At 63.7% G+C, this 15010-nt stretch carries 13 protein-coding genes and 1 pseudogene; 10 read left to right on the top strand and 4 right to left on the bottom strand.

What is annotated here, in order from left to right; translation table 11 throughout:
• Positions 1-35: 35 nt before the first annotated feature.
• Positions 36-1298: an MFS transporter gene (locus AC0L3X_RS35125; RefSeq protein WP_473317170.1), complete on the top strand. Its 1263-nt coding sequence runs from the start codon at positions 36-38 to the stop codon at positions 1296-1298.
• Here the strand turns inward: AC0L3X_RS35125 and AC0L3X_RS35120 are convergent.
• Positions 1295-1969 carry a Crp/Fnr family transcriptional regulator gene (locus AC0L3X_RS35120; RefSeq protein WP_473317199.1) on the bottom strand — a complete coding sequence of 225 codons (675 nt, stop codon included), beginning with the start codon at positions 1967-1969 and terminating at the stop codon, positions 1295-1297. The two genes, AC0L3X_RS35125 and AC0L3X_RS35120, sit on opposite strands and share 4 nt — an antisense overlap.
• Positions 1970-2306: 337 nt before the next feature.
• Between AC0L3X_RS35120 and AC0L3X_RS35115 the strand changes: the two genes are divergently transcribed.
• The 6 genes from AC0L3X_RS35115 to AC0L3X_RS35090 all read left to right on the top strand — a co-directional run bounded on the left by AC0L3X_RS35115 (position 2307) and on the right by AC0L3X_RS35090 (position 9572).
• The gene (locus AC0L3X_RS35115; RefSeq protein ID WP_014493868.1) at positions 2307-3128 is read left to right on the top strand and encodes an ABC transporter ATP-binding protein; all 822 of its coding nucleotides are present in this window, start codon (positions 2307-2309) and stop codon (positions 3126-3128) included.
• Positions 3125-5056, top strand: a complete 1932-nt coding sequence (locus tag AC0L3X_RS35110; RefSeq protein ID WP_473317169.1) for an AMP-binding protein — start codon at positions 3125-3127, stop codon at positions 5054-5056. The genes AC0L3X_RS35115 and AC0L3X_RS35110 overlap by 4 nt, the downstream gene beginning before the upstream one ends.
• Positions 5057-5279: 223 nt before the next feature.
• The gene (locus tag AC0L3X_RS35105; protein ID WP_014493866.1) at positions 5280-6173 is read left to right on the top strand and encodes a branched-chain amino acid ABC transporter permease; all 894 of its coding nucleotides are present in this window, start codon (positions 5280-5282) and stop codon (positions 6171-6173) included.
• 3 nt (positions 6174-6176) lie between these two features.
• Positions 6177-7250, top strand: a complete 1074-nt coding sequence (locus AC0L3X_RS35100; RefSeq protein ID WP_014493865.1) for a branched-chain amino acid ABC transporter permease — start codon at positions 6177-6179, stop codon at positions 7248-7250.
• 46 nt (positions 7251-7296) lie between these two features.
• Positions 7297-8580 carry an ABC transporter substrate-binding protein gene (locus tag AC0L3X_RS35095; protein WP_445216617.1) on the top strand — a complete coding sequence of 428 codons (1284 nt, stop codon included), beginning with the start codon at positions 7297-7299 and terminating at the stop codon, positions 8578-8580.
• A gap of 152 nt (positions 8581-8732) precedes the next feature.
• Complete coding sequence (locus tag AC0L3X_RS35090) at positions 8733-9572, top strand: ABC transporter ATP-binding protein (protein WP_473317168.1); 840 nt, start codon at positions 8733-8735, stop codon at positions 9570-9572.
• A 3-nt stretch (positions 9573-9575) separates the two neighbouring features.
• On the opposite strand, the gene AC0L3X_RS35085 is transcribed toward AC0L3X_RS35090, so the two are convergent.
• On the bottom strand, positions 9576-10727 hold the full coding sequence (locus AC0L3X_RS35085; protein WP_473317167.1) for an AGE family epimerase/isomerase: 1152 nt from the start codon (positions 10725-10727) through the stop codon (positions 9576-9578).
• Positions 10728-10813: 86 nt separating this feature from the next.
• Here AC0L3X_RS35085 and AC0L3X_RS35080 point away from each other — a divergent pair, with 86 nt between their 5' ends.
• Positions 10814-12037, top strand: coding sequence for a phenylacetate--CoA ligase family protein (locus AC0L3X_RS35080; protein ID WP_473317166.1), 1224 nt, complete (start codon positions 10814-10816; stop codon positions 12035-12037).
• Positions 12038-12440: 403 nt separating this feature from the next.
• Here AC0L3X_RS35080 and AC0L3X_RS35075 read toward each other — a convergent pair whose 3' ends face one another.
• Both AC0L3X_RS35075 and AC0L3X_RS35070 read right to left on the bottom strand, forming a co-directional pair.
• Complete coding sequence (locus AC0L3X_RS35075) at positions 12441-12980, bottom strand: D-glycero-alpha-D-manno-heptose-1,7-bisphosphate 7-phosphatase (RefSeq protein WP_473317165.1); 540 nt, start codon at positions 12978-12980, stop codon at positions 12441-12443.
• A gap of 11 nt (positions 12981-12991) precedes the next feature.
• Positions 12992-13303 carry a hypothetical protein gene (locus AC0L3X_RS35070; protein WP_473317203.1) on the bottom strand — a complete coding sequence of 104 codons (312 nt, stop codon included), beginning with the start codon at positions 13301-13303 and terminating at the stop codon, positions 12992-12994.
• On the opposite strand from AC0L3X_RS35070, the pseudogene AC0L3X_RS35065 reads away from it, so the two are divergent.
• Positions 13226-13405 (top strand): annotated as a pseudogene (locus AC0L3X_RS35065) (YqaJ viral recombinase family protein); the annotation flags it as partial. The gene AC0L3X_RS35070 and the pseudogene AC0L3X_RS35065 overlap by 78 nt on opposite strands.
• Positions 13406-14114: 709 nt before the next feature.
• Positions 14115-15010: nucleoside-diphosphate sugar epimerase/dehydratase (locus AC0L3X_RS35060; RefSeq protein ID WP_473317164.1), on the top strand; the 896-nt coding region annotated here is incomplete at its 3' end.

Raw genomic sequence — 15010 nt, 5'->3', positions numbered from 1 at the left:
AGGCAGGGAATCGCCGTGAAACCCGTCATCGCATCTTGAGCACACCCGCACGACCTTCCGCACTCGCGCCATTCCGCATCCGCAACTATCGCTTCCAGTGGCCGTCCGATCTGCTCACCTCGTGGGCGTTCGAAGTGGAGACGCTGGTGCTCGGCTGGTACATCATGGTCGAGACAGGCTCCGTGCTGCTGCTCACCGTGCTTGCGTCACTGCAGTTCGTCGGGACCCTGGTCGCACCGGTGCTCGGCATGATCGGCGACCGGATGGGTCATCGCGATCTCCTGGTCGTGATGCGCCTGGCCTATACGGCGCTCTCGTCGACCATCATGGTTCTGGCGCTGACCGGTCATTTGTCGCCGCTGAGCGTGATGATCATCGTCGCGCTCATGGGCCTGATCCGCCCCTCCGATCTCGGCGTTCGCGGCGCGCTGCTTGCCGAGATCATGCCGGCCGAGCAACTGGTGGGCGCCATCAGCGTTGCGCGCACGACCCAGGACAGCGCCCGCATCGCCGGAGCTTTGACGGGTGCCGGGCTGTTCGCCGTCCTCGGCATCGGCCTCGTTTACGTGGCGATCGCCTGTCTGTATCTCGCGGCCGCACTTCTCATGCTCTGCCTGACCCGGCCGAAAAGGACCATCACCACGAGCGATCTTCCGGCGAACAGCCACGCGGTCTCGCGATTGCTGGGCGACCTCAAGGAAGGGATCGTCTACGCCTGGAGCGGCCCGGGAATGCGCGCGGCGCTGTGCGTCGCCTTCCTCGCTAATCTCACTGCCTTTCCGTTCACCGGCGGATTATTGCCATACATCGCACGCGAAATCTTTCATACCGACCAGACGGGCCTCGGCTATCTCTCGGCGAGCTTCGCAGTGGGCTCGCTGATCGGCTCCATCACGCTCAGCCTGGTCAGCGGACTGCGCATTGCCCGGCTTCTCATCGGCGCGACGCTGGCCTGGTACGCCATGCTGCTGGTGTTCGTCGAGATCAGGACCATGCCGGTGGCGATGGCCTGCCTGGTTCTCGCCGGCATCGCCCAGAGCATGTCGATGATATCAGCTGCCGTGATCCTGATGCGGACGGCGAGCGCGCATCTGCGCGGCCGCGTGATGGGCGTACGCATGATGGTGATCTACGGACTGCCGCTCGGATTGCTCGCGGCCGGCAGCCTGATCGACATCATCGGCTATTCCGCGACGGGTTCGCTCTACGCCGCCGCGGGCTTCATCGCGATGCTGGCGATCGCGATCCGCTGGCGCGCCGACCTCTGGCCGGTCCACGCCCCGGCCAATGCGCGCTAGTCCCCGTAGCCACGCAGGCGCTCGACATCGAGAATGGTGACGCCGCCATATTCGAGCCGCAGCAGCCCCTCCTTCTCCAGACGGTTCAGGGCGCGGTTGGCGTTCTGCCGTGACATGCCCGAAAGCGCGCCGATCTCCTCCTGGGTGATTTCCAGATGTGCAGAGGATTCCGGATAGAGGATCGGATTGAACAGCGAGGCGATGCTGCGCGCGAGGCGTGCGGTGGCATCCAGCGTGCGGTTGACCTCGAGCATGCCGATGAACTGGCCGAGCCGCTCGTTGAGCTGGCGCACCAGGAAGCGGTTGAACCCGACGCTGTTCTCGAACAGCCACATGAAGGCGCTGCGTTCCATCAGTGCGACGCGGCTGTCGCGTAGCGCGACCACGTCGTAGCGACGCGGCTCGTTCTTGAGCACGCTGCCCTCGCCGAACCAGGCCCCGGCCGTCAGCCCCGCAAGGCTCGTCTCCTTGCCGTCGCGCGAGACCCCGCCCATCCGTGCCAGGCCGCTCACCATGCCCGCCCAATAGCCGAACGTATCGCCGCGCATGAACACGGTCTCGCCGGTGCGGTAGGACCGTTCCGTGATCCCGGTGCGAGCGACCTCGATCTCCGCTTCCGTGAGCTCGCGCGACCAGGCGGCGACCCGCTTCAGTTGATCCTCTGAAATCATGATGCCGAAGCCAGCCGCACCGTTCGCCACCCAATCTCTCTGCTGCACTGCAACACGATCGCTTCGACCACCATCCGACGAAAGATGAAGGCCACTCCCGCCTGAAAAAACTTTGTCGCAGAATTGTCAGGCCGGAGACATTTCAAAATAGCGCTTTCCCCTATTGAGGACCACCTTGGGTGATGCGGCTTTTGATCCCGATCGGGAGCAAGAGTAGCGCGGCGCCGGTCGAGACCATTAGCTGCATGGCCTCACCGGCACGGCCGTACTAGGATCGCCCGACAGGAACGGACGAAGAGCGCCGCTGAATGCGCCATCACCGGGAGGGATTTGTTTGGTGGCTACCAGTCTCGAAGTGCGCGGCGTGTCCCTGCGATTCGGCGGCGTCCGTGCGCTGACCGATGTCAGCTTTGCCATCAATGACGGCGAGCTGTTCTCGATCATCGGCCCCAACGGCGCCGGCAAGACCTCGATCGTGAATTGTATTTCCGGCCGCTACAAGCCGACCGAGGGCCAGCTGTTCTACCGGGGCCGCGACATCACAGGGCTGACGCCGAACGCGCGCCCTACGCTCGGCATCGGCCGCACCTTCCAGAATCTGGCCCTGTTCCACCACATGAGCGTGCTCGACAACATCATGGTCGGGCGCCATCACCTCCTGAAGAACAATTTCCTCACGGGATCGCTGTACTGGCTCACCGGCGCGCGCAAGGAAGAACTCGAGCACCGCCGAAAGGTCGAGGAGATCATCGACTTCCTCGATCTCCAGTCGGTGCGAAAGGCGCAAGCCGGCACCCTCTCCTACGGCCTGCGCAAACGGGTCGAGCTCGCCCGCGCCATGGCGCTGGAGCCGCGCCTCATTCTCCTCGACGAGCCGATGGCCGGCATGAACTTCGAGGAGAAGGAGGACATGGCCCGCTACATCGTCGACCTCAACGAGGAGTTCGGGATGACGGTGGTGATGATCGAGCACGACATGGGCGTGGTGATGGACATCTCCCACCGCGTCATGGTGCTCGATTTCGGCCGCAAGATCGCCGAGGGCGATCCGGCCGCCGTGCTCGCCGATCCCCACGTCAGGCGCGCCTATCTCGGCGAGGAGGACGAGGTGCTGGTCGATCCGGACGATGCTCCGCCGGCGCAGGAGAGTGCGGCATGATGGATTACGCGGGCCGCGTCGCGCAGGCCGACACCTATCCGAAGATGCTGCGGCTCAATGCCAGGGAGCACGGCAACGAGATTGCGTTGCGCGAAAAGGATCTCGGGCTCTGGCGCGTCTTCACCTGGAACGACTACCACACCCGCGTACGCGACTTTGCGCTCGGCCTCATCGAATTGGGCTTGGGGCGCGAGGACGTCATCGGCATCATCGGCGACAACCGGCCGGACTGGGTCGCAGCGGAAGTGGCGGCCCACGCCATCGGTGGATTGAGCCTTGGGCTTTATCGCGACGTGCTGGACGAGGAAGCCTCCTACCTCCTCAACTATGGCGAGGCGCAGGTCGTTTTCGCCGAGGACGAAGAGCAAGTCGACAAGCTGCTCGCGCTTGCCGAGCGTGTCCCGCGGCTGAAGCACATCATTTATTCCGATCCGCGCGGCATGCGGAAATACGACGATCCCAGACTGATGTCGGCGGAAGAGTTCGCCGAACTCGGCCGCGGCCGCGCCACGCGTGAGCCGGAGCTCTACGATCGCCTTGTCGATGCCACCAAGGGCGAGGATGTCGCGATTCTCTGCACCACGTCGGGCACCACCTCGCACCCGAAGCTCGCCATGCTCGCCGCCGGCCGCGTGCTCGGCCATTGCGCGACCTATCTCGCCTTCGATCCGAAAGGGCCGGACGACGAATACGTCTCTGTGCTGCCGCTTCCATGGATCATGGAGCAGGTCTATGTGCTCGGCAAGGGCCTCTTGTGCCGGATGAAGATCAACTTCGTCGAAGAGCCCGATACGATGATGAACGATCTGCGCGAAATCGCGCCGACGTTCGTGCTGTTTGCGCCGCGCGTCTGGGAATCCATCGCCGCCGACGTCCGCGCCAAGGTGATGGACGCGACGCCTTTCAAGCAGCGCCTGTTCGACATCGGCATGAAAAGCGGCCTCGCCGCGCGCGCAGACGGCAAACGTTCGAGCTTTGCCGACGCAATCCTGTTCCGCGCGCTCCGCGACCGCCTCGGCTTTACCCGCCTGCGTTCGGCCGCAACCGGCGGCGCGGCACTCGGCCCCGATACCTTCAAGTTCTTCCAGGCGATGGGCGTGCCGCTGCGCACGCTCTACGGCCAGACCGAACTGCTAGGAGCCTACACGTTGCATCCCGAGGGCAAGGTCGACCCCGACACGACAGGCGTGCCGATGGCCGACAGCGTCGAGATCCGCATCGACAATGCCGACGTCCATGGCGTCGGCGAGATCGTGGTGCGGCATCCCAACATGTTCCTCGGCTACTACAAGAACCCCGAGGCCAGCGTCGCCGACATCAAGGACGGCTGGATGCTGTCCGGTGACGCCGGCTACTTCAACGACAACAAGCAGCTCGTCGTCATCGACCGCATCAAGGACCTGGCCGAGACCTCGCGCGGCGAGCGCTTCTCGCCGCAGTTCATCGAGAACAAGCTGAAGTTCTCGCCCTATATCGCGGAGGCCGTGGTGTTAGGGGCCGGCCGCGACGCGCTCGCGGCGATGATCTGCATCCGTTACTCCATCATCTCGAAATGGGCGGAGAAGAGCCGGCTCTCGTTCACGACCTACAGCGACCTCGCCTCGCGGCCCGAGGTCTACGCGCTGCTCAAGAAGGAAGTCGAGACCGTCAACGCCACATTGCCGCCGGCGCAACGCATCTCGCGCTTTCTGCTCCTCTACAAGGAGCTGGACGCCGACGACGGCGAGCTCACCCGCACCCGAAAGGTGCGCCGCAGCGTCATCAACGAGAAATACGAAGGCATCATCAACGCGATATACCGCGGCGACGCCGACATCCCCGTCGACACCGTGATCCGGTTCCAGGACGGCACCACGCAGCGCGTGCGAACGACGCTGCGCGTGGTGGATCTGGGCGGGCATGGACATATGGCGGAGGCTGCGGAGTGAGCCTGCTTCGAACCGAGACCGCGCTGCCAGCCGATGCGCCCTCTCCCCTTGTGGGAGAGGGCATCTCCGCCGCTCGCCACACCCTCACTCGGGTGAGGGGTCCTCTCTCCGCACCGTCGCGGCCGAGAGAACCCCTCACCCGGCTTCGCTTCGCGAAGCCACCCTCTCCCACAAGGGGGGAGGGTGCACCGTCATCGTTTCTGCATTTTGCGCGGACATCGACATGAACACCGCCTTCCTCATCCAGCTCCTGGTCAACGGCCTCGTGGTCGGCACGCTGTATGGCGTGGTCGCGATGTCGTTCGTGCTGATCTACAAGGCGACGCAGGTCGTCAACTTCGCGCAAGGCGAACTGCTGCTGGTCGGCGCCTGGGTGTGCTGGGCGCTGCTTGCGAAGTACCAGGTGCCGTTCTGGATCGGCATGCCGATGACGCTGGTGTTCATGTTCGTATTCGGCATCGCGATCCAGGTCTTGATCCTGAGGCCAATGATCGGCGAACCCATCATCTCGGTGATCATGGTGACGATCGGCCTCTCGACCGTGCTTCAGGCCACGCTGAAATGGATGTTCGGCGTCAATCCGCAACCGTTCCCGCGCGTGTTCGAGAGCCAGTCGGTCAGCCTGCTCGGGCTTCAGATCCAGACTGTCTATGTCATGAGCCTCGTGGTCTCGGTCGCGATGATGATCGGCATGGCCTGGTTCTTCCGCGCCTCCAAGTACGGCCTCGCGATGCGCGCCACCGCGTTCAACCAGCAGGTCGCGCAGTCGCTCGGCATCTCCGTCAAGAGCGTGTTCGCGATGGCCTGGGCGATCTCCGCGACAGTGTCGGCGGTCGCGGGCGTGGTGGTCGCCGTCGTCAACGGCGTGTCCTCGGGACTTGCGGCCTACGGCATCAAGGTGTTCCCGGCGGCGATCCTCGGCGGGCTCGATTCCGTCGGCGGCGCCGTGCTCGGCGGCATCATCATCGGCTTGCTCGAGAACATCGCGCAATATGTCGACAGCGAGTATCTGCACTGGGGCAATCTCTACGAGATCGCGCCGTTCTACGTCCTCATCATCGTGCTGATGATCAAGCCCTACGGCCTGTTCGGCACCCACGACATCGAGCGGATCTGATCCATGGCCGGCCCTGCCCTCATCCCTGCTGGTGATTTCCGCACCTCCTACGCGGCGGACACCACGATCTTCCCGACCACGACCAGCCGCAACTTTGCGATCATCGGCGTGCTGTTGCTATGCCTCGTGCCGCAAATCCTTGGCGGGTACTGGCTCAGCATCCTGATCCAGATCGGCATCTTCTCGATCGCGGCGCTCGGCCTCAACATCCTGGTGGGCTTCACCGGCCAGATCTCGATCGGCCATGCCGCCTTTTTCCTGCTCGGCGCCTTCACCTCGGCCTACATCTCCAACAACGCGCCGATCCCGGTGTTCTTCGCGATCCCGCTTGCGGGCGTCGTCACCGCGCTGGTCGGGCTGATCTTCGGCATCCCGGCGGCGCGACTGAAGGGGCTCTACCTCGTCATCGCGACGCTGGCGGCGCAATACATCCTGCTCGACTTCTTCTCCCGCGCGGAGTGGTTCACCGGCGGCTCGGTGCCGGCCAGCGCCAATCCGTTCTCGATCTTTGGCTTCACCCTGCGCGGCGACAGACAGTATTTCTATGTCGTGCTGGCCTACGTGGTCGCGAGCTACGTCCTCGTCACCAATCTGATGCGCACGCGCGATGGCCGCGCGCTGGTGGCGATCCGCGACCATTATCTCTCCGCCGAGATCATGGGCATCAACCTCACCAAATACCGCACGCTGTCGTTCGGGCTGGCCGCCTTCTTCGCCGGCATCGCCGGCGCGCTCTATGCGCATTACCAGCTCGTGGTCTCGCAGGAGGGTTTCGGCATCGAGCGCTCGATCCTGTTCCTCGCCATGATCATCATCGGCGGCACCGGTTCGATCATGGGCACGCTGATGGGCACCGCCTTCGTGGTGCTGCTGCCTGAGACGATGGAATTCATCAGCCTCTACCTGAAGGGCGGCGCGATCGACAAGGCGCTGTCCCTCAACACCAACATCACCTTCCTGCGCGAGATCGCGATCGGAGTGATCATCATCGCGTTCCTGATGTTCGAGCCGGACGGGCTCGCCCATCGCTGGCGACAGATCAAGGCGTACTGGAAACTCTACCCGTTCTCGCATTGAGCACGGGCAATTCTCTAACCAACGAAGAAACAGGAGGAGGCAACCAATGAAGACAAAATCCCTTTTGAGCACGGCATCGCTCGCGCTGGCAATCGCCGCATTCTCGGCCGGCGCGCAGGCGCAGATCGCGATCGGCCATCTCGCCGATTATTCCGGCGGCACCTCCGACGTCGGCACGCCCTACGGCCAGGCCGTCGCCGACACCTTCGCCTGGGTCAACAAGAACGGCGGCGTGGGCGGCAAGCAGCTCAACGTCGATACCAACGACTACGGCTACCAGGTGCCGCGCGCGATCGCGCTCTACAAGAAATGGTCGGCGCCGGACTCCAAGGTCGCCGCGATCATGGGCTGGGGCACCGCGGACACCGAAGCGCTGACCGGCTTCCTCGCCCAGGACAAGATCCCCGACCTCTCCGGCTCTTATGCCGCAGCCCTCACCGATCCCGAAGGCGTCAGCGGCAAGGCCAAGCCCGCGCCCTACAATTTCTTCTACGGCCCGAGCTATTCGGACTCGCTGCGCGCGATGCTGATGTGGGCAGCCGAGGACTGGAAGGCCAAGGGCAAGGCCGGCAAGCCGAAGTTCGTACACATGGGCGCCAACCACCCCTATCCGAACGCGCCGAAGGCCGCAGGCGAAGCCATGGCGCAGGAGCTCGGCTTCGAGGTGCTGCCGCCGCTGGTGTTCGCGCTCGCGCCGGGTGACTACAGCGCGCAGTGCCTGAGCCTGAAATCCTCGGGCGCCAACTACGCTTATCTCGGCAACACCGCCGCTTCCAACATCTCGGTGATGAAGGCCTGCAAGACCGCCGGCGTCGAGATCCAGTTCCTCGGCAATGTCTGGGGCATGGACGAGAACGCCGCCAAGACCGCCGGCGATGCCGCCAACGGCGTGATCTTCCCGCTGCGCACCGCGGTGAGCTGGGGCGGTGATGCGCCCGGCATGAAGACGGTGATGGAGATCTCGAAGATGTCCGACCCCACCGGCAAGGTCTACCGGCCGGTGCACTACATCGCCGCTGTGTGCTCGGCGCTCTACATGAAGGAAGCGCTCGACTGGGCCGCCAAGAACGGCGGCGCCACCGGCGACAACGTCGTGAAGGGCTTCTACCAGAAGAAGGACTGGGTGCCGTCGGGTATGGAAGGCGTCTGCAATGCCTCGACCTGGACCGACAAGGACCACCGCGGCACGCTGAAGGTCGACCTCTATCGCACCAAGATCGCGGGCGCGACCGACGGCGACCTCAACGACCTCATGGCCAAGGGCACGATCAAGCTCGAGAAGGTCAAGACCATCGAGCTGCCGCGCAAGCCGGAACTGCTGGGGTGGTGAGCGCAATCTCCGACGTCATGGCCGGGCAAAAGCGCGAAGCGCGTCTTCGCGCAGGCGTCCCGGCCATCCACGTCTGACCACGCGGCATGAAGAACGTGGATGCCCGGGACAAGCCCGGGCATGACGACAGTAGCAGATTGGCGGCATACCCAATGACCGAAATCATCGAAGCAACACGTCCCTCCCCCAGCGCCGTGCCCGCGCCGCCCCTCCTCGCCGTCCGCAACATCGAGGTCGTCTACGACGACGTCATTCTGGTGCTGCGCGGCCTGAGCCTCGACGTGCCCAAGGGCGCGATCGTGGCGCTGCTGGGCGCCAACGGGGCCGGCAAGTCGACGACGCTGAAGGCGATCTCGGGGCTGCTCAAGACCGAGGACGGCGAGGTCACGCGTGGCGAGATCCTGTTCGAGGGCTCCGCCATCGCCGGCATCGATCCCGACAAGATCGTGCGCCGCGGCATCTTCCAGGTGATGGAGGGCCGGCGCATCGTCGCGGACATGACATCGCTCGAAAACCTCAAGCTCGGCGCCTTCACCCGCAGGGATCGCGAGGTCGATGCCGATCTCGACATGGTCTTCAACTATTTCCCGCGCCTGAGGGAGCGCACCGGCCTTGCCGGTTATCTCTCCGGCGGCGAGCAGCAGATGCTCGCGATCGGCCGCGCGCTGATGGCGCGCCCGAAGATGATCTTGATGGACGAGCCCTCGATGGGCCTGTCGCCGCTGCTGGTGAAAGAGGTGTTCTCGATCATCCAGAAGATCAACCGCGACCTCGGCGTCACCATCCTGCTGGTCGAGCAGAACGCCCGCGCCGCGCTGTCGGTGGCGAGCCACGGCTACATCATGGAGCAGGGCAAGGTCGTGCTCGACGGCACCGCGGACGAACTGCGCGACAACGAGGACGTCAAGGAGTTCTACCTCGGCGGCGCCGGCGATCAGCGCAAGAGCTTCAAGAACCTCAAGAGCTTCAAGCGGCGCAAACGGTGGCTGTGAAACTCAGCTCAGTACCTGCTCCGCTTCCGTGACTGCGCAGAGAACATGATAGAACGACGACGCAGGAATGGTGTCGACCAGCGATTTGCCGTCGCGATCGAACTGGTCGTACCAGCCGCCCTTCACGGGATGGCTGAGATAATGCCGTTCGAGCCGCACCAGCGCCGCGCGCGCCTCGTCCGCCGCGCCCGCCTCGCCGGACTCGGCCTGCGCGATCCACGCCTTGGCCATCTCGGTCTGCGGCCACAACCGGCGCGTGCTGCGACGGATGCTGCCGCTGGCATCGCCCTCGTCGACCATGCACCCCGTGGCCTCGTCGCGATAGCGCAACGCGGTCGCGAGCAGCTCGGCGCGGCGCTGGCCGGTCGGGCAGCCCGTGATGCGTTCAAACCCCTTCAGCAGCCAGACCCATTCGGCCTGATGGCCCGGCTCGACGCTGACCGGCTCGATCTTCGACCAGTCCTCCTCGAAGTACTCCGTCAGGATCCGCTTCTGCTTGTCGTAGAGATTGGCGAGGAACAGCGCGAAGAACTTGCCGGCGCGATTCTGGAACGACAGATCGTGGGTCGCATCGAAGCACGCGATCATCGCCTCGAACAGATGCATGTGCGGGTTCTGCCGGCGCGGCAGCGAGACCGGCAGGCCTTCATGGACGCCGCCATGCGGCGAGCGCAGATGGCCGTCGAGGAAGCCGAGCAGCGCGTCGATCTCGGCGCGAATTTGCGCATCCTGGTCGAGCCCGTAGACGGCCGCGAGCGCAAACAGGATGAAGGCGTGGTCGTAAGCATCGCGCCGGCCGTCCAGCACGGCGCCGTCCGGCGTCAGCCGGTGCACATAGCCGGGCCGGCCGTCGGGCGCCTTCGCTTTGCTGAGCAGATGCTCCAGTCCCTTCAGCGCGATGCCGCGCCCCTCAGGATACCAGCCCATCTGCGCCGCCTTGGCGTAGCACCAGATCTGGCGCGCCTGCACGAACACGCGCCGCGGCGCGGCCGTGTCGGCCGTGCCGTCAAGCTGCAGCCGGTCGATGAAACCGCCTGCCGCATGGTCCCAGCCGACGGACGACCACAGCGGCAGCGCCTCGTCGATCATGCGGCGCTTCAGGCGCGCAACGACGTCCGCCGCCTCCTCCGCCGCAATGATGCCTTCGTCCGCCATCGCGTCCTCTCCACGCCTCGACACTGGCCGTCTGATACCCATGCCGGCGGCCGCGTGCAACGGATGCCAACCCGGAAAGACCAGCCATGACCGCCCATTACGACGCCCGCGAGACGCGCGAACCGGCCGTGCGCGAGGCGGAGCTGTTCTCCCGCCTGCCGGACATACTGCGCGGCGCGATGGCCGCGCCCGCCTACGCCGAGCGGCTGAAGGGCATAGATCCGGCCGCCGTGACCTCCAGGGCGGCGCTGGCGGGCCTGCCGGTGCTGCGCAAGTCGGAGCTCCCCGCCCTGCACAAGGCCTCTGCGCCCTTCGGCGGCTTCGTGCCGGCAGCCCCGGGATCGTTCGCCCGCCTCTTCACCTCTCCCGGTCCGATCTTCGAGCCTGAAGGGCGGCAGGCCGATCCCTGGCGCGGTGCGCGGGCGCTGTTCGCGGCCGGGTTCCTCCCCGATGACATCGTGCTCAACACCTTCAGCTACCACCTCACCCCCGGCGGCTTCATCTTCGACGCCTCGGCGCGCGCGCTCGGCTGCGCCGTGATCCCGGCCGGCCCCGGCAATACCGAACAGCAATTCGAGCTGATCGAGGCCTACCGTCCTGTCGGCTACAGCGGCACGCCGGACTTTCTGAAGATCCTGCTCGATGCCGCAGCAAGCTCGGGGCGCGACGTCTCATCAATCAAGCGCGCGCTGGTCTCGGGTGCGGCCTTCCCGCCCTCGCTCCAGGCCGAAATCAAGGCACGCGGCATCGACGCCTACCAGGCCTTCGGCACCGCCGACCTCGGCCTCATTGCCTTCGAGACCGAGGCGCGCGACGGCATGGTCGTGAACGAGGATCTGATCATGGAGATCGTCAAGCCCGGCACCGGCGATCCCGTCGCGCCGGGTGACGTCGGCGAGATCGTGGTGACCTCGCTCGATCCGCACCATCCCTGGATCCGCCTCGCGCTCGGCGACCTTACCGCGATGTTGCCGGGCCCGAGCATATGCGGCCGCACCAACATGCGCATCAAGGGCTGGATGGGCCGCGCCGACCAAACCACCAAGGTCAAGGGTATGTTCGTCCGACCGGAGCAGGTCGCCGAGATCGGCAAACGCCATGCCGCGCTCGGCCGCCTGCGCCTCGTCGTCATGCGCCAGGGCGAGGCCGATGCGATGACGCTGCGAGCGGAAACTGCGGCCGCGAGCGACGCCCTGCGCGAGGAAATTGCAAGCACCTTGCGCGCGGTAACGAAACTCGGCGGTAATGTCGAGCTGGTCAGCCCGGGCGCGCTCCCGAACGACGGCAAGGTGATCGTGGACGAACGGTGATAGACCGATCATCCAATGTGCGCCACGGCGGCATAACAGGGAATTTCTCAAAAAGATGGACTAAAAACAGGTTCTCACCAAGTCCACAAATATAGGGACTAGCCCGCTTTGGCTAGTCACTCGGTGATCGCGCGCACAAGAGCGTCAACAGTTTTAAAGCAGGCCACCAAGCGACGCTCACGGGTCGCTTCTGAAAATCTTATGGTTCGCTTCACTTTGCCGTCGGTGGCCATCAGAACATAACCCAGTATGCCTTGGTTATGCTCAGAAAGCCTGATGCAGCGAGCCGAGGTTTTAGGTGCATTGAGAGAGCCGCGGATTGGCTGGGAGATGGCAGTGTGTCCACTCAAACCGCGCAATGCGGAGCGTACCCAATCACTGCGAGGCTATAGGGCTGTTGGTCCTATCCGGCCGTGTCGGTGCGATGAGGACCAGGGGACTGATTTTTCAACAATGGAGCAATGAATGCATGGAGGTTTGCCCCATCAAAAAGATAAGCTGCGATGCCCGCCGCTTGCGCCGCGGCAAGATCGCTCTGCTTATCGCCGATCATGAAGCTAGCGCCTATATCTACCGGATACCGCTCAAGCAGAGCTCTAATCATCCCCGGCTGCGGCTTACGACAGTTGCAGAGGACACGGTAACGCTCAATCAGGCCCTCGGGGTGATGTGGGCAAAATTCGAACGCATCGATATGCGCACCTACAACAGCAAGTTCACGCGACATCCATTCGTGCAAATTGCGAACATGCCGCTCCTCATAAAACCCCCTGGCGATACCTGATTGGTTCGTCACAACGAACGCGAGATAGCCTGCATCATTGACTGCCTTGACGGCCCGCCGGGCTCCCTCCACCCACCGGAGCTTATTCGGATCAAAAGTATAGCCCTCATCCTCGTTGAGGACGCCATCGCGATCAAAAAAAACTGCCGGGCGCATCAAATCTCACTGGCCTAAGCTGAACGGAAGACAGACATCTTCCGACAATCACGGCCGCTTTTCAACATGCCGCCGGGTTTGGCACGATCATGCTCTGCCAGCGTCGCCTCGCGTCTTTCTTGCTGCTCATGCTTTGATTGGCTTCGTTTTGTTACTTTGCTGCCGCAGCCAAGAGCTGCATTCGCAACGCGACAATAGAGATCCCGGTGGCTTCCGTCCAAGCAAATGGCGCCGATGCGCCAAATCATATCCTCAGGTTCAATCCGAATGACCAACGCCATTTCATTGGCGGCTCGGACGCCCGCATCGTCATGGGCGATGATCAAGACGCCCTTGTTCGACTGTGGCGAGAGAAGCGTGGGGAGGCCGAACCGGAAAACCTCTTGGACAACCTCATCGTTCAGCTCGGCACAGTGACCGAAGTCTTGAAGATCACTTGCGAGCGCGTTCTTGCGAACGTATTCAGTCGCCGCGCGCCACCGTCTTTGGGCACATGGTGAAAGCGATAGCTTGATGTAGGGAGCAGAACGTCCAAGCCTGGACTACGCCAGGATTGCTGCCAACCTACGCGTGATGACGAACTCCATGACGACAAAGGCTCATTGTTTGGCGACTACCGGCAAGGCGACGCTTCCTTCGAGAGTATCGTAAGAAAGATCCACGGGAGATTCGCTATTTTCTGTCGGCGCTCCACTTCGAACATTGGGTTCGCGATCTTGAAACGACCTCGACGCAGCAAGCGGTCGTACACAGGGCAACTCTTTGTGTTTCAACAATTGATCGCCAATGAAGGAACATTGCTCGTGTTAGACTCCACCGCGATCATCACGAGCCTCCGACGATCTTTCCTCGCTACGCAATTCGCTCTGGAGCACACATTAGTTGAATGCTCGCGTTCCGCGACACAACTTGCCGCGAAGAGGGGCTGAAGATTCGCCGCATCCGTTGCCGCCACGATCCATCTGAAACTCCTACTATGTTGATGAGGCTGAACATTCCCCTTGGGCGGCCACTCAAGACCAGGAAGCGCTGCGGCAGCTCCTGACTCTTGGCTTCACCTCATTACTAGCAAGTCTTGTCGAGATGGGCTATCAGCGCGGTCAGATTGCACCTAACTGGGATTTCATCGGTCGGCGGATGACGCGTCTTTCGCATCTCACCTTGCGCAATTTCCTGATCGCGCTCCACGACCTGCTGGCGACCACGGCGGCGCTGTTCGCGGCCTTCTACCTGCGTTTCGAAGGCGGCGACGGCTTCTTCGACCGCCTGCCGCTGCTGTTCCAGATCCTGCCCTACTTCCTCGCCTTCAGCGTGGTCGTGTTCTTCGTCTTCAACCTGACCACGACGAAATGGCGCTTCATCTCGCTGCCTGACGCGCTGAACATCACCCGCGTCGCGACCGTGCTGACCGTTGCCCTCCTGGCGCTCGACTACATCTTCGTCGCTCCCAACGTTCGCGGCGCATTCTTCCTCGGCAAGGTGACGATCGTCCTCTACTGGTTCCTCGAGATCGCCTTCCTCAGCGCCTCGCGCATGGCCTACCGCTATTTCCGCTATACGCGGGTGCGGCGGCATGCGAGGGGCGAGGATGCCGCGCCGACGCTGCTGATCGGCCGCGCCGCGGATGCCGAGGTGCTGTTGCGCGGCATCGAGAGCGGGGCGATCAAGCGCATCTGGCCGGTGGGCTTGCTGTCGCCGTCGAGATCCGATCGCGGCCAGTTCATCCGCAACGTGCCGGTGCTGGGCGACATCGACGACATCGAGGACGTCTTCGCCGATTTCGCCAAACGCAACAAGGCGATTGCGCGCGTGATCATGACGCCGTCGGCATTCGAGCCCGAGGCGCATCCGGAATCGATCCTGATGCGGGCGCGCAAGCTGGGCGTGATCGTCAATCGTATGCCCTCGCTGGAGAGCGGCGATGCGCCGCGCCTCACGACCGTCGCGGTCGAGGACCTCCTGCTGCGGCCGAGCGAAAAGATCGACTATGCGCGGCTCGAAGCGCTGATCAAGGGCAAGGCTGTCATCGTCAC

Source organism: Bradyrhizobium sp. MI1.7 (assembly GCF_055811795.1).
Note: the sequence above shows the minus strand (reverse complement) of the source record. Positions and strands in the feature narration are given on the sequence as shown.